We start from the raw sequence: 18,735 nt of genomic DNA on the forward strand, positions 1-18,735 counted from the left end.
GTCATCGGTACGTTAAACGAGACATTGGGTTTTAAGTGACCTCTCGACGGACCCGCACCACGCCCATTTTCAGTCCAAACGGACGAAACACCGCATTCAACGATTTGAGCGTCTGATTGCCTTCGCCATGTTCGATATGCACCAGTGTGCGCACCGAGATTTTGCACATCTTCGCAAACTGCGTCTGGTGCAAACCGGTCACCTCCACGCGTAGGCGGCGTACGGCTTCACCGATCTCCAGTGTCCCTTGGGCCAGTGCCTCTTGAATGTTCTCGATGAGCACCGTGCGCTCGGCTACCGTCATGCTCATTGCAGATCCCACTCTTTCAAGCGTTGCTCCAGATTTTTCAGATGAATGCCTGGGTGGTTCATTGTTCTGTCTGGCAAGCCACTCGCCGTCAATATGTCGGGCAGCGCTGCCAGATGCTGGGCATCTTCACGCATGCGTTCGAATGGATCTGATGCGTCAGCCAAGCCTGCCAAAGGGTCTTTCGGATCGGCGATATCAGCCAATGTGCGGCACACGCCCCGCCAATCGACTTCTCCCGCCCTTTCCAGATCTTTTGGCCATTTGGTTGTACGGGTGACACCCTCGTCATCCATGACCATCGGGGCCAGGTCATAGATCGGTGCCAGACGAAACGAGCTTTCCTGGCGAATGATCGCGATGTTCCGACCATGGTTATCCGAATTACCGAGGATCTTGTTGATCAGATCACGACGTAAGTAATCCCTCACAAGTTCGGGAATCTGACTGGCCTGTCCTGCTTTTCGCCAGAGCCCGGCGAGCATGCGGATGACATCCATATGGTCCATCGCACTTCCCGGCGCCGTTACTTCAGCCAGCGAGTAAATCGACTCGACTGCAAAACGATTCACTTCACCGTTCGCTACTTGTCGGTCAAAGCGCTGCATCCACAAGCTCGGTTTACTCGCTTCTTCAAGTGCCAAACCTTCTACCGCGATTGTTTCAATGCCGAGTTTTTGCAGCGCCTTGTAGTAATGGAACTCGCTGCGCAGGATATCTTGATCAACCAGACTTCCTTTGTTTCTGGCGAATTTTATAAACCAATGTTGCCTGACCTCTTCATCGGCCAATACCGCATCGGGGTACAAAAGACCGGCCTTGTTTTCAGCCAACAACAGCTTTGGTGCCTCACCGCCTGCCCCTGTCGCGCCACCAATCGCCGCGCCTTGCTCATAGGCATACTCCAGAAAACGACTGTCGCGGTGAACGACATCCTCACGCTTGAATCCGATTGGCTCACGCTCATCGACCGCCTCGGCAGACTCTTTTATACGCATATTGCCAATGGGAGCTGGACTGCTCCGGCCGAGCAAATACAGATCAGCACCGATGTGCGCCGGTTTCTCCTGCCCCAGACGCGCAAGCAGAAATCTTTTGGCCGCGCCTGCGGGAGCAATGTCATAGATAAATGCGGGCGTACTGGAGCGTCGCCCTTCCCAATCCAATGGATACAATGCACTGACGGCCTTGGAAAACGGAGAACCTGTGTCTTCAATATTTTCGACTAGGTAGGACGTCTCGTAACCGAAACTGCAGCGACTTGCGAACCCTTGCTCAGGATTGTCGAACCGCAGAATCATCGCGTCGTGCCATTTTCCAGCAGTGAATATCTGTAATGTCAGGTTGTACATGTCTTAAGACCTGCATTTAAATGCATTTAAACAGGGACTTTACTACCCATAGATGCAATATAGTGCATTTCTGCTAAGGATGGAGTGGTGCAATATGCAACAAAATGCAGATAAGCCTGCATTTGGGATCCTCTGAATGCAAAATAATGCAATTCATCTTCCGACATCATTCTGTAAAAACCCCCCGCTATACAGGACGGCCCGCTTATAACAAAAAGGCCGTCCACTCATGCCCTTCTCGCCCCAGCGTCTGTCCCTCACCATTGCTTTGCTGATCTCGGCAACCGCCGCCCATGGCAAAACCGTGCAGATCGACACCGCCACCACCGCCTCGCAAACCCTTGGCGGCAGTGACACGTTGACGATTTCGGCGCCGGGCAGCATTACCAACAGCGGCAAGACAGTGAGCCTGAAAGACAGCACCAGCGGCGCCGGTGTGGTGATCGACAACGCCGGGAAAATCATTTCCAGCGGTGGCCGGGCCATCGACAGCAGTGGCGACCTGACCCAGGCACGCAACTACAAGATCTACAACCGCAGTGGCGGGCAGATTCTTGGCTCCAACGATGCGCTGCGCATCGACAGCAATTTCGTCAGCGGCACTCTGCTGATCGACAACAGCGGCATCATTCGCTCGACCACCGGCCAAGGGCTGGATCTGGATGCCCTGCGCAGCGACGGGGTGAAAACCACGATCATCAACCGCACGGGCGGGCTGATTCGCGGCGACGCCAGCGACGGTATGAAGACCGGGGCCAACGCGAGCATTACCAACTACGGCGAGATCTCCACTGGCGACTCGCACAACGCCGACGAAAAATTCGACGGCATCGATATCGACTCGGCCACTGGCGTCAGCGTGACCAACTACGGGACGATTTCCGGCGGCCGCCACGGCATCACCACCGACCTCGGCGCGAAACTGGTCAACTACGGGCAAATCACCGGGCGCAACGGTTCGGGTTTCGGCTCTGATGGCGACGGCACGGTGATCAACCACGGCACCATCACCGGCGCCTATTCCGGCTTGCAAGCGAACGGTGACGGCGATGGCGTGGACATCGACAAAATCGCCCACATCGAAAACTACGGCACCATTCAAGGCGTCGGCGCCGGTGGCGTGGACAAGGGTGGTTTTGCCAACGGCAGTGAAGGCATCGCCCTCGGCGGTGGTTATATTCTCAACGCCAATGGCGCACTGATCAGCGGCGCCGACAGCGCGATTCTGGTCGACGATGGCAGCGGCGGCTCGGGACTGGCGGCGACCACCCTGGAGAACTTCGGCACCATTCAAGGCCTCAACGGTTTCGGCGTGAAACTCGTCGGCGAGTTCGCTGACAGCGTGATCAACGGCGGTACCATCAGCGGCAGCAACGGTCTGGCGCTGGACCTGGGCGGCGGCAACGACAGCCTGACCCTGCGCCATGGCAGCCGCTTCGTTGGCATGGTCGATGGCGGCAACGGTTACGATCGTGTGGTCATGGACGATGTGGCCGGCGGCAGCTTCGGCGCCAGTCGCAACTTCGAATGGCTGGAAGTCAAACAAGGCGCATGGACGCTGACCGGCAGCGGCGATTTCAGCGACGGCGGCGCGGTGCGCAACGGCGCGACACTGATCAACCAGGGTGGCATCGCCGGCAGCCTGACCGTCGACGCGGGCGGGGTGTATGCCGGTGGCGGTTCGGTGGGCAGCCTCAACGTCAACGGCACCTTGCGCACAGACACCGGCCTTGGCCGCGCGAGTATCGTTCACGACCTGAACATGAGCAGCGCATCCACCCTCGCCTACGGCGTCAATGCCGATGGCAGCAGCGCGCCGCTGCAGGTCGGCGGCATCGCCAATCTGAACGGCGCGACCCTCGCGGTGAATCCCGGCGCCGGTACTTATCCGTGGCAGAGCCAATACACCGTGTTGCAGGCCGCGCAGGTCAACGGCACGTTCGGCAAGGTCACCAGCGATTACGCGTTTCTCACGCCGACGCTTGCCTACACGCCGACCCAGGTCGATCTCACGTATACCCGCAACGACGTCGCCTTCAATCAATTCGCGGTTACCGGCAACGGCAGCAACGCCGCCAACAGCCTCGCCGCCATGGGCAAGAACAACGCGCTGTACAACGCGTTGCTCAACACCACGCAAAGCAGCGCCGGCGCAGCGATCGAGCAACTGGCCGGCGCCAGCAACGCCAACCTGACCAGCGCCACCCTCGGCGCCAGCAGCCAGGTCGGCAGCAGCATGCTTTCGGCCATGCAACAAATGGGCGGCAGCCCGGGCCTGATGGTCGGCCTCGATCAACGCGAGACCCCGGTGCTGGCAGCCAATGGCGTGCCCTCGCAAGCGCGCAACCTGAACGACCCGAATGCTCGCGGTCGCCTCTGGCTGCAAGGCATCGGCGGCTACGGCAAGCTGGATGGCGAACACGGCAGCAGCGGTCTCGAACAACGCACCAAAGGCAGCGTGCTCGGCGCTGACTGGTCGCTGGGTTCAGCATGGCGTCTGGGCGTGCTCGGCGGCTATTCGAAAACCGATCTGGACGCGACCGGCGTCGATGGCAATGTCGAGAGCTGGCACGCCGGCGTCTACGCACTGCATCAGAATGGCCCGATCTCTCTGCGCCTCGGCGCGGCGTATAGCGGTCATCAGGGCGAAAGCAAACGCACCATCGCCTTCAATGGTTTCAGCGACCGGCCCAAAGGCGACTACGACGCCGACAGCCAGCAAGCCTTCGCCGAACTCGGTTACGCCATGGGCAGCGGCCGCCTCAGCGCCGAGCCGTTTGCCAGCCTCGGTTACCAGCGCTACCACCGCGACAGCTATAAGGAAAAGGGAGGCGCCGCCGCCCTGCAAGTCGACAGCCAGACTCAGGACAACTTCAGCAGCACCTTCGGCCTGCGCCTCGCTCACCTGAGCAGCCTCGACAACGGCATGAGCCTGACCCCGCGCATGGCCGCCGGGTGGAAACACACCTATGGCGACGTCAGCAGTTCGACGCGACAGGCGTTTGTAGTGGGTGGCACGGCGTTCAGTGTCGATGGCAGCTCGCTGGATCGTGACAGTCTGGTGCTCGAGGCTGGACTGGACGTGGGCATTTCCGCACGGCATACGCTGGGGCTCGGGTACAGCGGCGAGATCGGCAGCAATAGCCGCAATCACGGGTTGATCGGGCAGTGGCAGATGAGTTTTTGAGGATTGAACAGCCGGTCGATTCCGGGTTAGTTGTAGGAAATCACGCCGCTTGCGACGACCAAAAGACTCCCTTGCGCGTCTGAGGCGAGATTTCTACCGTACGATCCGACATCGCCTGCAACAGTGCGGGAAGCAGCCGACATCGGTTTTTTCCGCGCATCAATAGAGTCAGGGCTTCTTCCAACAGAGGCCCTGCTAAATGTCTGATCAACACAAATACCCACCCAAAAAACTCGCGCTAGCGATTGCGCTGACATTCAGTTGCGCTCCGCTCGCTTTCGCCCAGCAAGCTTCTGATCCGGCGCCTTCCGCCGAAGGGGTGGTCGTGATGCTGAGTAATTTCGTCGACGATCCCGACACTATAAAGACTCCCGCAAAAACCAAAGACATGGCCCTTCAACTCGGTGATGGAAACGACCTGGTCATTGTGTCGGGCCGGGGAAGCCTCGCTGAAGGACTGGATGGCGCGGGCGGCACCAACGTTATTCAACTCGACGCGGCGAAGAAAGGAACACTGCGGGCAACGCAGAATTTTTCCGGGCTGGAGGTCAAGCAAGGCGAATGGACACGCAGCGGCGATCGCGATTTCGAATTAGGCGTGCTGGTTCGGGCGAAAGCGTCCCTGACCAATGAGGGACACATTCAGGGGCACGCGTTGACCCAAGGAATCTTGATCAACAAGAACGCAATCGGCGGTGATGCCATTGTGTTTGCCGGCGGCGACCTCACCAACATGGGATTGATCGGCGGCAACGTCACCGTGCACGAGAACGGACATTTCGCCGGTCAGGGCGCGGTGGGAGATTTGACGGTTCACGGAAGGCTTTCGGTCGATCAGGTCTACGGCGCACCTGTGGTGAACGGCGACCTCAGCCTGTCTCGAACGGCTGTGCTGGCCTACGCGCTCGATGCTGGCGGCAAGAGTCCGACAATTGTCGTCAAGGGAACTGCGCAACTGGGCGATTCGACGCTGACCCTGGTGACCGCTGGCGAATATCCGCAAAGCAGTCGACACACGCTACTGACCGCAGAAAAGGTCGTGGGGGAATTTGGCACTGTAGAAAACAAACTCGCCTTCATGACCCCCGAGTTGCATTACGAAGAACAACAGGTCGGACTGACCTATACGCGCAACGAGGTAGGACTGGAGGACGTCGCCACGAACGATAACGCGCGCGAGATTGCGCAAAGCATTATTGATCCACTTGCCAGCCCTTCAGCACCCGTATCAAAACCCACACCGGAAGCAACAATCGCGAAACCGGAAAAAGCGGTCGCCGCCAACGCCAGCAACGCCGCGAGAGCGCCCACTCCTCAACCGCAGAAACCCGCGAACGCCGCTGTCGCAGCACTGCTCGCCAGCGACAAGAGCACAGCCCCGATCGCCCTCGACCAACTCGCCGCCGGCAGCAACGCCAACCTCGCCAAAGCTACGTTGAGCAGCGTCACACCGGTAAGCGCGAGCATGTTGTCGGCCATGCGCCAACTGGATAATCGTTCGGGTGCAGGCCATGGCGCCGGCAACTCGCCTCGCCGCGCCGCTGGCGGTGCAGATTCCGGACGAGTGTGGGTTCAGGGACTCGGTCATGGCGGCAAGGTTGATCGTGATTTCGACAGCACGTTGAAACACGCCACCCAAGGTCTGGTCATGGGCGCCGACTGGCGCTTGAACGAGCAATGGCATGTCGGCTTGCTGGGCGGTAAATCCCAGACCAGCCTCGACGCTCGTCAATACGACGGCGATCTCGACAGCTGGCACCTCGGCGCCTACGCCGTACGTCAGGACGGGCCGCTCGCCTTGCGCCTCGGTGCCACTTACGCCAGTCACGACGGCAGCGGCAAACGTCGCGTCGCCTTCAACAGCTTCAGTGATCGCCTCAAAGGTAGCTACGACGCCAATACCCAGCAGGCCTTCGCCGAACTGGGCTTCAACCTCGGTCGCAACAATGTCACGCTCGAACCGTTCGCAAGCCTTGGCTATCAACGTTATCAGCGCGACAGCTACACGGAGAAAGGCGGCGATGCGGCGCTGAAAGTCTTCGGGCAAACCCGTGACAACCTCAGCACCACGCTGGGCTTTCGCGCGGCGAAAACCGGCCACTTGAACAACGGCATGAGCCTGACACCGCGATTCAGCGCTGGCTGGAAACACCTGTACGGCGAACTCGATGGCGACACCAGTCAGCAACTGGTCAAGGGTGGGAAACGCTTCGCGGTGACGGGTGCGGAACTGGATCGAAACAGTCTGGCCGTAGACGCTGGCCTGGATCTGGGCTTATCGGCCAACCACACCCTCGGCGTAGGCCTTACCGGCGAATTCGGCACCGAGAGCCGCACCCACGGCGTGATGGGTCAATGGCGCATGGCGTTCTAACTGACACAACGCTCACTGTAGGGGCTGCCGAAGGCTGCGATCTTTTGATGTTGTTCTGGATTAATAAAAACCCAGATCAAGAGATCGCAGCCTGTGGCAGCTCCCATAGGGCAAAAATCCAGGCAAAAAAAAGGGGAGCACATGCCCCCCCGAGGTTTAAAGCGTTGGATCGCGGCCGTTATCTCAGCCTTCGATCTCGATCAGAATTTCGCCCGGATTGACTCGATCACCCTTGGCCACATGAATCGCGGTGACCTTGCCGGCAATCGCAGCCTGGACTTCGGTTTCCATCTTCATCGCTTCGGTGATCAGCACAGCCTGACCGGCCTTGACGGTGTCGCCTTCCTTGACCAGCACATCAACGATGTTGCCCGGCATGGTGGTGCTGACGTGGCCCGGTGCCGACGCTTGCTTGCGCTTGCTGCTGCCACCGCCGACGAATTCGTTGAGTGGCTCGAACACCACTTCTTCCGGCATGCCGTCGATGGACAGGTAGAAGTGACGCTTGCCTTCAGCCTTGACGCCGACACCCGTGATGTCGACGCGGTAGGTTTCACCGTGGACGTCGATGACGAACTCGGTTGGCACGCCTTCGCCACCCGCCGACGCAACGCTGCCAGCCTCTGGGATCGGCAGCAGCACTTCCGGCGTCAGGGTGCCGGCGGCACGCTCTTCGAGGAACTTGCGGCCGATGTCCGGGAACATGGCGAAGGTCAGTACATCTTCTTCCGACTCGGCCAGTGCGCCGATGTCCGCGCGCAGCTTGGTCATTTCCGGCTTGAGCAGATCGGCCGGACGCACGTCGATGACTTCTTCGCTGCCGATGGCCTGACGACGCAGTTTTTCATTCACCACGCCCGGCGCCTTGCCGTAGCCGCCTTGCAGATACAGCTTCACTTCGTTGGTGATGGTCTTGTAACGCTCGCCGGCCAGCACGTTGAAGAACGCCTGGGTGCCGACGATCTGCGACGTCGGGGTCACCAGCGGCGGGAAGCCGAGGTCTTCACGCACACGAGGGATTTCCGCGAGCACTTCGGCCATGCGGTTCAAGGCGCCCTGCTCTTTCAGCTGGTTGGCGAGGTTGGAGATCATCCCGCCCGGCACCTGGTTGACTTGTACACGCGTATCGACGGCGGTGAATTCGCTTTCGAACTGGTGGTACTTCTTGCGCACGGCGTAGAAGTACAGGCCGATCTCTTGCAGCAGTTCGAGGTTCAGGCCGGTGTCGAACTCGGTGCCCTTGAGCGCCGCGACCATCGACTCTGTGCCTGGGTGACTGGTGCCCGACGCGAAGCTGGAGATCGCGGTGTCGATGTGGTCGGCGCCGTTCTCGATGGCCTTGAGCTGGCACATGGTCGCCAGACCAGCCGTGTCGTGGGAGTGGATGAACACCGGCAACGACTGCTCGGCTTTCAGTGCACGAACCAGTTCACCGGTCGCGTACGGAGTCAGCAGACCGGCCATGTCCTTGATCGCCACCGAGTCGCAACCCATGGCCTCCATCTGTTTGGCTTGCGCCACGAACGCATCGATGGTGTGCACCGGGCTGGTGGTGTAAGCGATGGTGCCTTGGGCATGTTTGCCGGCAGCCTTCACCGCTTCGATGGCCACACGCAGGTTACGCACGTCGTTCATCGCGTCGAAGATGCGGAACACGTCAATACCATTGACGGCAGCTTTGGCAACGAAGGCTTTGACCACGTCATCGCTGTAGTGGCGATAGCCGAGCAGGTTCTGCCCACGCAGAAGCATTTGCAGACGCGTGTTAGGCAGCGCTGCACGCAGTTGGCGCAGACGCTCCCACGGGTCTTCTTTCAGAAAGCGTACGCAGGCGTCGAACGTCGCGCCGCCCCAGCATTCCAGCGACCAGTAGCCGACTTTGTCGAGCTTGTCGCAGATCGGCAGCATGTCTTCGGTGCGCATGCGGGTGGCGAGCAGCGATTGGTGAGCGTCGCGCAGGATGGTGTCAGTTACGAAGATCTTCTTAGTCATTGGTATCTCCTCATAGCGGCAAGCTTCAAGCTACGAGCTGCAAGAAAAAGCCAATCTGCTTTTACTTGCCGCTTGCAGCTAAAAGCTCGCAGCTGTTTCATTCATAGGCCTGCGTGGGCGGCGATGGCGGCGGCGATGGCCAGGGCCAGCTCTTCGGGTTTGCGCTTGATCGAGTAGTTGGTCAGTTCAGGATGGCTTTCAACGAAGCTGGTATTGAACTGGCCGCTACGGAATTCCGGGTTGCGCAGGATTTCCTGGTAGTACGCGGCGGTGGTCTTCACACCCTGCAGACGCATGTCGTCCAACGCGCGCAGGCCACGGTCCATCGCCTCTTCCCAGGTCAGCGCCCAGACCACCAGTTTCAGGCACATCGAGTCGTAGAACGGCGGAATGGTGTAGCCGGTGTAGATCGCCGTGTCGGTGCGCACGCCCGGGCCACCGGGGGCGTAATAACGGGTGATCTTGCCGAAACTCGGCAGAAAGTTGTTCTTCGGGTCTTCGGCGTTGATGCGGAACTGCAACGCGAAACCACGGTGCTGAATGTCTTCCTGTTTCACCGACAGCGGCAGGCCGGAGGCGATGCGAATCTGTTCGCGGACGATGTCGATCCCGGTGATTTCTTCGGTGATGGTGTGTTCCACCTGCACCCGGGTGTTCATCTCCATGAAGTACACCTCGCCCTCGGCGAGCAGGAACTCCACGGTGCCGGCGTTCTCGTAACCGACAGCCTTCGCCGCACGCACCGACAGGTCGCCGATGTAGGCACGCTGTTCCGGGGTCAGTTGCGGGCTCGGGGCGATTTCGATGAGCTTCTGGTTGCGACGCTGGATCGAGCAGTCACGCTCGAACAGGTGCACGACGTTGCCGAAGCTGTCGCCGAGGATCTGCGCTTCGATGTGCTTGGGATTGACGATGCATTTTTCCAGGAACACTTCGGCAGAACCGAACGCCTTGGTGGCTTCGGAAATCACCCGAGGGAAATTCTGTTCGAGTTCTTCGCGGCTGTTGCAGCGACGGATGCCGCGCCCGCCACCACCGGAGGTGGCTTTGAGCATGACCGGGTAACCAATGCGGTCGCCCTCGGCCAAGGCTTCTTCGATATCGGCGACGTTGCCTTCGGTGCCCGGCGTGACCGGCACACCGGCCTTGATCATGCTGCGGCGCGCTTCGGTCTTGTCGCCCATGCGGCGAATGACTTCTGCCGACGGGCCGATGAATTTGATTCCGCGTTCGGCGCAGATGTCTGCCAGTTCGGCGTTTTCCGAGAGGAAACCGTAACCGGGGTGCAGTGCATCACAGCCGGTTTCAACCGCCAGGTTCACCAGCTTGCGCGGGTTCAGGTAACCGGCCAGTGGCTCGGCACCGATGCTGTGGGCCTCGTCCGCACGCTTCACATGCAAGGCATGACGGTCGGCGTCGGAAAAAATCGCAACCGAGCGAATGCCCATTTCGGCGCAGGCTCGCACGATTCGTACGGCAATCTCACCACGGTTGGCGATCAGGATCTTTGTTATCACTTGGAGGTTCCCTTGAGCCGGTGGCACCACGACCTGCTAGACCCAGGTCGACGCGTGACCAAATGTTTCAATTTAGTCGCAGGTCCACACTAGCGCTCATGAGGGATTAACAAAAATGAATAAAAATTGGGTCAGCCATAAGCAAACACTTATAGTTAAACGACAAGCCCGCCGTCAGAGCCGATAAAAATGCGTAAGTCCTTGATGCGTATGACATTGCGTCAATTGCAGATTTTCAACGAAGTGTGTGATTTACGCTCTTACAGCCGTGCAGCCGAAGAAATGTCGCTGACACAACCGGCCGTCAGCCTACAGATTCGTCAGCTCGAAGAGCTGATCGGCCAGCCATTATTCGATTACGTCGGCAAAAAACTCTACATGACCGAAGCCGCTGAAGCACTTCAGCGCGCCAGTCGGGACATTTTCGGACGCCTGGAAAACCTCGATATGCAGCTCTCGGACATGCAAGGTTCGCTGCAGGGTCAGCTGAAACTGGCGGTGGAATCCAGCGCCAAATATTTCGTCCCGCACCTGTTCGCCGCGTTCAAACGTCAGCATCCGGAAGTGAATCTGCAACTGACCGTGGTCAACCGTGGCCAAGTGATCCGCCGGCTTTCCGACAACCGCGATGATCTAGTGATCATGTCGATGGTGCCGCAGGACATGGGCCTGGAATTCCTGCCGTTCCTCAACAATCCGATTGTTGCCGTGGCACGCCCGGATCACCCTTTGGCGCACATGGGCCCGCTGCGCTTGCAGGATCTTGAACCCTACACGCTGCTGATCCGCGAACCCGGGTCGGGTACGCGACTGGCTTGCGAAGAGTATTTCAAAGAGAAACGCGTGCACTTCACTCAGACCCAGGAAGTCGCCTCGGCCGAAGCGCAGCGCGAATGCGTGCAAGCGGGTCTGGGCTTGGCGCTGTTGACACGCCATGCCCTGAACCTGGAGCTGGCGACCGGTGGGCTCGTCGAGCTTCCGGTCGAGGAGTTGCCGCTGTTCCGTAGCTGGTGCCTGGTGCAAGCCAAAGCCAAACGCCTGTCACCGGTGGCCCACGCCTTCCTGGCGTTTATCCGCAGTGAGCGCGTGCAGATCAGCGCGCTAGTTGAGCGTTTCGACGGGAAGCTGCGGGTGCTGCCTGCCAATGAGTGATGTCGGGAAAGTCGCCGATCTCGGCTTGAAGCTGGCGAAGTTCGAAGCGATCTTCGATAGCGCGGCGAAACTCCATGCGGCGCTGGTCTTCTTGCTGACGGCGGGTTTTCGCTGCGCTGTTGCGTTCTTCGTAGGGCTGAGCCATTTCGAGTCTCCCAAGGCGATGACGGGAGTTTCACGATAGGCGTGGGGGATGACGGTTTGGCTGCGCGAGGATGACAGTGTGATGAAACTTGCGGTGTTTGTGAGGACGCCATCGCGGGCAAGCCCGCTCCCACAGGGTTTTCTGTCGAACACAGAATTTGTGAACACTACCTACTACTGTGGGAGCGGGCTTGTCCGCGATTAAGGTCGGAACGACCTTGCTTCAATCATCCAGCGCTTTGGCAGCTTTCGGCGACAGGCGCAAGCTACGCAGACTGCGCTTCACGCTCTTGAGGTGATTGACCAGGCTCGGCCCACGCGCCATGGCCACGCCCATCGCCAACACATCAATCACCACCAGATGCGCGATACGCGAAGTCAGCGGCGTATAGATTTCGGTGTCTTCATGCACATCGATCGCCAGATTCACGGTCGACAATTCAGCCAACGGCGTCTGGCTCGGACACAGGGTGATCAGCGACGCACCGCTCTCTCGAACAAGGTTGGCGGTGATCAGCAAATCCTTGGAACGCCCGGATTGCGAAATACAAATCGCCACATCGGTCGGTTTCAACGTCACCGCCGACATCGCCTGCATGTGCGGATCGGAATACGCCGCTGCAGTCAGCAGCAAACGGAAGAATTTGTGTTGGGCATCGGCCGCGACCGCACCCGAGGCACCGAAGCCATAGAACTCGACCCGTTGTGCCTGCGACATCAACGTCACCGCGCGCTGCAACTCAATCGGATCGAGCTTCTCGCGAACCTCCATCAACGTGTGCAACGTGGTGTCGAAAATCTTCAGGCTGTAATCGGCAACCGAGTCGTCTTCATGGATCGCGAACTGACCGAAGCTGGCACCGGCGGCCAGGCTTTGCGCCAGTTTGAGTTTGAGATCCTGAAAACCGGAGCAACCGATGGCGCGACAGAAGCGCACGATGGTCGGCTCGCTGATGCCGACGCTGTGGGCCAGGTCGGCCATGGAACTGTGCATCACGGCCGCAGGGTCAAGCAGCACGTGGTCGGCGACCTTGAGCTCCGACTTGCGTAACAGGTGACGTGACTGGGCGATGTGTTGCAGCAGATTCAAGGGGCTGGACTCTTCTTATGGGCAAGGATGTAGCACGCTTGTAGTTATACTACATGAATTGGCTTTTTGCCTGCTCAATGCGTAACTCCATGTCCCCATATCAGGCGCGATGAGCTGCATGTAGCCCTTAAAACGGTTTTTCCTGTTCGCGCAAAAGCCCGGCCAGCGTGGCAGCCTCCACCGGACGGCTGATCAGATAGCCTTGCACTTCATCGCAACGCTCGACGCGTAAAAATTCCAGCTGATCCTCACGCTCAACCCCTTCAGCCACCACCTTCAGCGACAAGCCGTGAGCCATGGCGATGATCGCGCGGGTAATTGCTGCATCCTCGCTGCCCTCGCCCAATCCGCGAATGAACGCCTGATCGATCTTCACGTAATCCACCGGAATGCGCTTGAGATAACTCAGCGACGAATAGCCGGTGCCGAAATCGTCGATGGCCAGTTTCACCCCCAGATCACGCAACTGCTGGAATGTCGCGATGATGTGTTCGACGCTGTCGAGCAACTGGCTTTCGGTCAGTTCCAGCTCAAGGTAGTGCGGCGCCAGTCCGGTTTCCTCCAGCACTTGGCGCACCAGACTGACCAGTTTGCCCTGACGCAGCTGATGCACTGAGAGATTCACCGAAACGCGGATCGGCTCCAGCCCCTGACGCTGCCATTCGCACGCCTGCCAACACGCCTGACGCAGGACGAATTCGCCGATTGGCCCGATCAACCCGGTCTCTTCGGCCAGGCCGATAAAGTCGCCCGGCGGCACCCGGCCCATGGTCGGATGATCCCAGCGCACCAGGGCTTCCGCCGCATTCAAACGCCCCGATTCCAGGCACAGCTTGGGCTGATAGAACACCTTCAGCTGTTTTTCCTCGATGGCTTTGCGCAACTGGTTTTCCAGCTGCAAGCGCTCAAGGGTGCTGGCCTGCAGACTCTCGGTGTAGAACTGGAAGTTGTTGCCGCCGAGGTGCTTGGCATGTTGCATGGCCATGTTCGATTGACTGACCAATGCGGAAATTTCCCGGGCGTTATCCGGCAGCATGCTGATGCCCATAGAGGCGCTGACCACCAATTCATGCCCTTCCACGGTGAGCGGCAAACGCAGTTTGCTCGACAGCCGCGTGGCAACACGGGCCAAGCTCGACAAGTTGCCATAGGCATCGAACAGCACCGCAAACTCATCGCCGGACAACCGCGCAATGGTGTCGGCCTCCGGTAAAGCGTTAACCAACCGGCGCGCCATTTTCTGTAGCAATTGATCCGCGACTTCATGCCCGAGGCTGTCGTTGAGCAATTTGAACCGATCGAGATTGATGTGCAGCAGCGCCAGACTGCGTCGCCCGCCCTGCCGCACCCGTTGATGCGCTTCGTGCAGACGCTCGCGGAACAGCGAGCGGTTGGCCAGCCCGGTGAGCTCGTCGTAATGCGTCAGATAACGCATGCGCTCTTCGGACTCGCGCCGCGCCGAGAGATCAGCGAAGAAGCCGACGATATGACTGACATTTCCCCGACTATCGCGCACCGCATTCAATTGCAGCCACTGCGGATACAGCTCGCCATTCTTGCGCGTCTCTACCAGTTCGCCCTGCCAACTGCCGTGCTGCTCCAGCGCGTGGCGGATCGCCACGTAATGACGGCGGGCATCACGGCTGCAAGGCAGTTCAACGACGTTGCGCCCGAGCATGTCGTCGATGTCGTAACCGGTGACACGGCTGAACGCCTGATTGATCGCGATCAGCGCATAGTCCGGGTCGAGAATCACAATGCCTTCGCTGGCCGCTTCAAACACCGTCGCCGCCAGTCGTTGCTGTTCTTCGAGGCTTTTGCTGGCACTGATGTCACGGCGAGTACCGACCATGCGGATCACACGCCCGCTGTCGCTGCGCTCTACCGCGCGGCCCCGATCCTCGATCCAGACCCAATGGCCATCGCCGTGGCGCACGCGGTATTCGATCTGGTAGTCCTCGGTGCGCCCCTTCAAATGCTCGATCAACGCGTATTTCAGCGACGGCACGTCGTCGGGATGCAGCCGTGGTTTGAGGTCACGCAGGATCGCCGTGACGTATTCCGGGGCGAGGCCGAACAGTTCCTGAATCTGCGTGTGGTGGACTTCGTCGGTTTGCAGGTTCCAGTCCCACAACCCCAACTCACTGGCCTTCAATGCCAGCGCCAGCCGCGCTTCGCTTTTGCTCAGGGCCTGATTGGCCGCGTCCAGTTCTCGGCTGCGCTGGGCGACGCGGTCTTCGAGTTCGACCTGGGCTTGACGCAATTTGCCCTCGGCACAGCGCCGGTGTTCGATTTCCTTGGCCAGTTCCTGATTGAGCTGCTCGCTGCGTGACTGGGTCTGCCGCAAGTGTTCGATCAGGTGCTGATTCTGGAAACGTCGCAGCAAGCCGCGATCGATCAGCCGATTGACCTGCCACGCGACCACGCTCAGCGAGCCGAGCAGGATCAAGCCGAGCCAGCCCCAACCGCGCGCCTGCTCGTCACCGCCCCAGAACAGATAGCCGATCGCCGGCAACAGACACGGCAAGGTAAACGACAGAAATGCCGGCAAGCTCACCGCATAGGCGACGCTGGCCGACAGGGTCGCGGCGCCGATCAGGCCGAACACCCAGGCTTGCTGCATGAAATTATCGGCGGGCACTAGCGCGATGCCGGCGCCGGCCAGGGTCAGGCCGGTCATGGTCGAGCCGAGCAGAAACATGCGGAACCAGATGGGGTGGGCCTGCCGGTCTGGGATGGCGGAGTCGAATGCCGCCACCTGAATCACCCGTAACGCCACCAGCGACAATAGCCACACCAGCCAGATGCTGACCACGAAGTAACGCTGCGGGCTCCAGAGCAGACCGGCGCAGACCAGACCGTTGATCAACATGAACAGGGTGGGCAGTAAAGAACCCTGATACAGCAGGCGCGTGCGCTCGACCGCCATTTCGGTGGTGTAGTGCTTGCGGATAACCCGGGGTTCCACAGAGGGGCCCGACAGTTCGGCGCTGAGGGTCATGGGCAACGTTCTTGTTCTTATAAGGAGGGCGTGCGCCCGAAACGTGGACGGAGCATACACAAGCCGATCCCGTTGCCAAACTGCTCCTGATCATAATTTCAGCGAAACTTTTCCGCCCTTTGCCACCTGCGAAACCCTTGGAGCGCGGCGGGCCGATGCCTGTAGCCAGTGACCGACCGGTCGTCATCGGCAGCACTTTCATCGGCTAATGCAAAGCTCGGTTTGCCCGGGCCTGCGGCGCACCCTAGAATGCCCCGATGCGCGATGATCTCTCCCTTCTGCTGAACTCCCTCAACGATGCCCAACGCCAGGCCGTAGCAGCCCCCGTTGGCCGTCAGTTGGTCCTGGCCGGTGCTGGCTCCGGTAAAACCCGAGTGCTGGTGCACCGTATCGCCTGGTTGATCCAGGTCGAAAACGCCTCGCCCCACTCCATCCTGTCGGTGACCTTCACCAACAAGGCCGCTGCCGAGATGCGTCACCGCATCGAGCAGTTGCTGGGTATCAACCCGGCCGGCATGTGGGTCGGCACCTTCCACGGCCTGGCGCACCGCTTGCTGCGGGCGCACTGGCAGGAAGCGGGCCTGAGCCAGACCTTCCAGATTCTCGACAGCGACGACCAGCAACGGCTGGTCAAGCGGGTGATCCGCGAGCTGGGTCTCGATGAGCAGCGCTGGCCGGCGCGTCAGGCGCAGTGGTTTATCAACGGGCAGAAAGACGAAGGTCTGCGTCCGCAACATATTCAGGCCAGCGGCGATCTGTATCTGGCAACCATGCGCGGCATCTACGAAGCCTACGAGGCCGCGTGTCTGCGAGCCGGCGTGATCGATTTCTCCGAACTGCTGCTGCGCGCCCTCGACTTGTGGCGCGACCATCCGGGCCTGCTGGCGCATTATCAAAAGCGCTTCCGCCATATTCTGGTGGACGAGTTCCAGGACACCAACGCTGTGCAGTACGCCTGGTTGCGCCTGCTCGGCAAGGGCGGCGACAGCCTGATGGTGGTCGGCGACGACGACCAGTCGATTTACGGCTGGCGCGGCGCGAAGATCGAAAACATTCATCAGTACTCCTCCGACTTCGCCGACTCGGTGACCATTCGTCTGGAGCAGAACTACCGCTCCACCGCCGGCATCCTCAAGGCTGCCAACGCCCTGATCGCCAACAACACCGGGCGCCTCGGCAAAGAGCTGTGGACCGATGGCGGCGACGGCGAAGCGATTAATCTGTACGCCGCGTTCAACGAACACGACGAAGCACGCTACGTTGTCGAAACCATCGAAAGCGCGCTGAAAACCGGCTTGGCGCGCAGCGATATCGCGATTCTTTACCGCTCCAACGCCCAATCGCGGGTTTTGGAAGAAGCCCTGCTGCGTGAGCGCATTCCGTACCGCATCTATGGTGGCCAGCGCTTCTTCGAACGTGCGGAAATCAAGAACGCCATGGCCTACCTGCGCTTGCTCGAAGGTCGCGGCAATGACGCGGCGCTGGAGCGGGTGATCAACGTGCCAGCTCGTGGCATCGGTGAGAAAACCGTCGAGGCGATCCGCGAGCACGCACGCCACAGCGATGTGTCGATGTGGGAAGCGATGCGCCAACTGGTCGCCAACAAAGGCCTGACCGGTCGCGCTGCCGGTGCGCTGGGCGCGTTCATCGAGCTGATCGAGAACCTCGCCGCCAAGTGCATGGAAATGCCGTTGTACCTGATGACGCAAACCGTCATCGAGCAGTCCGGCCTCATTGCCTACCACGAAGCGGAAAAAGGCGAGAAAGGCCAGGCCCGGGTAGAAAACCTTGAGGAACTGGTCAGCGCCGCACGCAACTTCGAGAACACCGAAGAAGACGAAGAACTGACGCCACTGGCGGCGTTCCTCGGCCACGCTTCGCTGGAGGCTGGTGACACTCAGGCCGACGAGCACGAAGACAGCATTCAGCTGATGACCCTGCACAGCGCCAAAGGCCTGGAATTCCCCTACGTGTTCCTCGTGGGCATGGAAGAAGGCCTGTTCCCGCACAAGATGAGCCTGGAAGAACCGGGGCGTCTTGAGGAAGAACGGCGCCTGGCCTACGTCGGCATCACCCGGGCGATGCAGAATCTGGTGATGACCTATGCGGAAACCCGACGCCTGTACGGCAGCGAAACCTACAACAAGGTTTCGCGTTTCGTACGCGAGGTGCCGAAAGGTCTGATTCAGGAAGTGCGTTTGTCGAACAGCGTCAGCCGACCATTTGGCGGCAACCAGTCGATGAGCGGCAGCAACCTGTTCAGCGGCAGCGAAATTCCGGAAACGGGTTTCAGCCTCGGTCAGACGGTTCGCCATTCGATCTTTGGCGACGGCGTGATCCTCAACTTCGAGGGCGCCGGCGCGCAGGCACGGGTGCAGGTGAATTTCAGCGAAGGCAGCAAGTGGTTGATGCTGGGTTACGCCAAGCTGGAAGCTATTTAAAGCCTGTCTTGCTTTTCTGTAGGAGTGAGCCTGCTCGCGATATCGGTTGGTCATTCACTAGATTTGTTGACTGACACTCCGTCATCGCGAGCAGGCTCACTCCTACAGGGTTCGTGGCTCTGAGCTACGAATCTCTCTGAACCAATCCCCTTTTCCTACAGCCAAAAGTACATCCGCT

Annotated in this window: 11 protein-coding genes; 4 read left to right on the forward strand and 7 right to left on the reverse strand. The window is 59.7% G+C overall.

The annotated features are described in order from the left end of the window. Window positions 1-31: 31 nt before the first annotated feature. Window positions 32-310, reverse strand: coding sequence for a helix-turn-helix domain-containing protein (locus tag AC3Y64_RS27905; RefSeq protein ID WP_489985928.1), 279 nt, complete (start codon window positions 308-310; stop codon window positions 32-34). After that, window positions 307-1,659, reverse strand: coding sequence for a HipA domain-containing protein (locus tag AC3Y64_RS27910; RefSeq protein WP_489985929.1), 1,353 nt, complete (start codon window positions 1,657-1,659; stop codon window positions 307-309). Before AC3Y64_RS27910 ends, AC3Y64_RS27905 begins: the two co-directional genes overlap by 4 nt. 229 nt (window positions 1,660-1,888) lie before the next feature. On the opposite strand from AC3Y64_RS27910, the gene AC3Y64_RS27915 reads away from it, so the two are divergent. Both AC3Y64_RS27915 and AC3Y64_RS27920 read left to right on the forward strand, forming a co-directional pair. Continuing rightward, entirely contained in the window at window positions 1,889-4,846 is a 2,958-nt protein-coding gene (locus tag AC3Y64_RS27915) for an autotransporter outer membrane beta-barrel domain-containing protein (protein ID WP_489985930.1), read from the forward strand. 199 nt (window positions 4,847-5,045) lie between these two features. Then, the gene (locus AC3Y64_RS27920) at window positions 5,046-7,220 is read left to right on the forward strand and encodes an autotransporter outer membrane beta-barrel domain-containing protein (RefSeq protein WP_489985931.1); all 2,175 of its coding nucleotides are present in this window, start codon (window positions 5,046-5,048) and stop codon (window positions 7,218-7,220) included. A 183-nt stretch (window positions 7,221-7,403) separates the two neighbouring features. Here AC3Y64_RS27920 and oadA read toward each other — a convergent pair whose 3' ends face one another. Further along, on the reverse strand, window positions 7,404-9,212 hold the full coding sequence (gene oadA / locus AC3Y64_RS27925; RefSeq protein WP_489985932.1) for a sodium-extruding oxaloacetate decarboxylase subunit alpha: 1,809 nt from the start codon (window positions 9,210-9,212) through the stop codon (window positions 7,404-7,406). Between the two features lie 101 nt (window positions 9,213-9,313). Beyond that, entirely contained in the window at window positions 9,314-10,729 is a 1,416-nt protein-coding gene (locus AC3Y64_RS27930) for an acetyl-CoA carboxylase biotin carboxylase subunit (protein WP_025112637.1), read from the reverse strand. Window positions 10,730-10,918: 189 nt separating this feature from the next. Between AC3Y64_RS27930 and AC3Y64_RS27935 the strand changes: the two genes are divergently transcribed. After that, window positions 10,919-11,881, forward strand: a complete 963-nt coding sequence (locus AC3Y64_RS27935; protein WP_489985933.1) for a LysR family transcriptional regulator — start codon at window positions 10,919-10,921, stop codon at window positions 11,879-11,881. On the opposite strand, the gene AC3Y64_RS27940 is transcribed toward AC3Y64_RS27935, so the two are convergent. From AC3Y64_RS27940 to AC3Y64_RS27950, 3 genes are all read right to left on the reverse strand, one after another. After that, window positions 11,823-12,026, reverse strand: coding sequence for a PA3496 family putative envelope integrity protein (locus AC3Y64_RS27940; RefSeq protein WP_489985934.1), 204 nt, complete (start codon window positions 12,024-12,026; stop codon window positions 11,823-11,825). The genes AC3Y64_RS27935 and AC3Y64_RS27940 overlap by 59 nt on opposite strands. Before the next feature lie 222 nt (window positions 12,027-12,248). Next, the gene (gene hexR, locus AC3Y64_RS27945) at window positions 12,249-13,115 is read right to left on the reverse strand and encodes a transcriptional regulator HexR (RefSeq protein WP_008078846.1); all 867 of its coding nucleotides are present in this window, start codon (window positions 13,113-13,115) and stop codon (window positions 12,249-12,251) included. A 127-nt stretch (window positions 13,116-13,242) separates the two neighbouring features. Beyond that, window positions 13,243-16,116: a putative bifunctional diguanylate cyclase/phosphodiesterase gene (locus AC3Y64_RS27950; RefSeq protein WP_489985935.1), complete on the reverse strand. Its 2,874-nt coding sequence runs from the start codon at window positions 16,114-16,116 to the stop codon at window positions 13,243-13,245. A 257-nt stretch (window positions 16,117-16,373) separates the two neighbouring features. Here AC3Y64_RS27950 and uvrD point away from each other — a divergent pair, with 257 nt between their 5' ends. Then, window positions 16,374-18,557, forward strand: a complete 2,184-nt coding sequence (gene uvrD, locus AC3Y64_RS27955) for a DNA helicase II (RefSeq protein WP_489985936.1) — start codon at window positions 16,374-16,376, stop codon at window positions 18,555-18,557. The last annotated feature ends 178 nt before the right edge of the window (window positions 18,558-18,735 follow it).

It is taken from the genome of Pseudomonas sp. 4CAES_32.4 (assembly GCF_058136335.1).

Bases quoted from the DNA above. Each gene is read 5' to 3' on its own strand.
- AC3Y64_RS27905 (WP_489985928.1), bottom strand. From the start codon at position 310: ATGAGCATGACGGTAGCCGAGCGCACGGTGCTCATCGAGAACATTCAA.
- AC3Y64_RS27910 (WP_489985929.1), bottom strand. From the start codon at position 1,659: ATGTACAACCTGACATTACAGATATTCACTGCTGGAAAATGGCACGAC.
- AC3Y64_RS27915 (WP_489985930.1), top strand. From the start codon at position 1,889: ATGCCCTTCTCGCCCCAGCGTCTGTCCCTCACCATTGCTTTGCTGATC.
- AC3Y64_RS27920 (WP_489985931.1), top strand. From the start codon at position 5,046: ATGTCTGATCAACACAAATACCCACCCAAAAAACTCGCGCTAGCGATT.
- oadA (WP_489985932.1), bottom strand. From the start codon at position 9,212: ATGACTAAGAAGATCTTCGTAACTGACACCATCCTGCGCGACGCTCAC.
- AC3Y64_RS27935 (WP_489985933.1), top strand. From the start codon at position 10,919: ATGCGTAAGTCCTTGATGCGTATGACATTGCGTCAATTGCAGATTTTC.
- AC3Y64_RS27940 (WP_489985934.1), bottom strand. From the start codon at position 12,026: ATGGCTCAGCCCTACGAAGAACGCAACAGCGCAGCGAAAACCCGCCGT.
- AC3Y64_RS27950 (WP_489985935.1), bottom strand. From the start codon at position 16,116: ATGACCCTCAGCGCCGAACTGTCGGGCCCCTCTGTGGAACCCCGGGTT.
- uvrD (WP_489985936.1), top strand. From the start codon at position 16,374: ATGCGCGATGATCTCTCCCTTCTGCTGAACTCCCTCAACGATGCCCAA.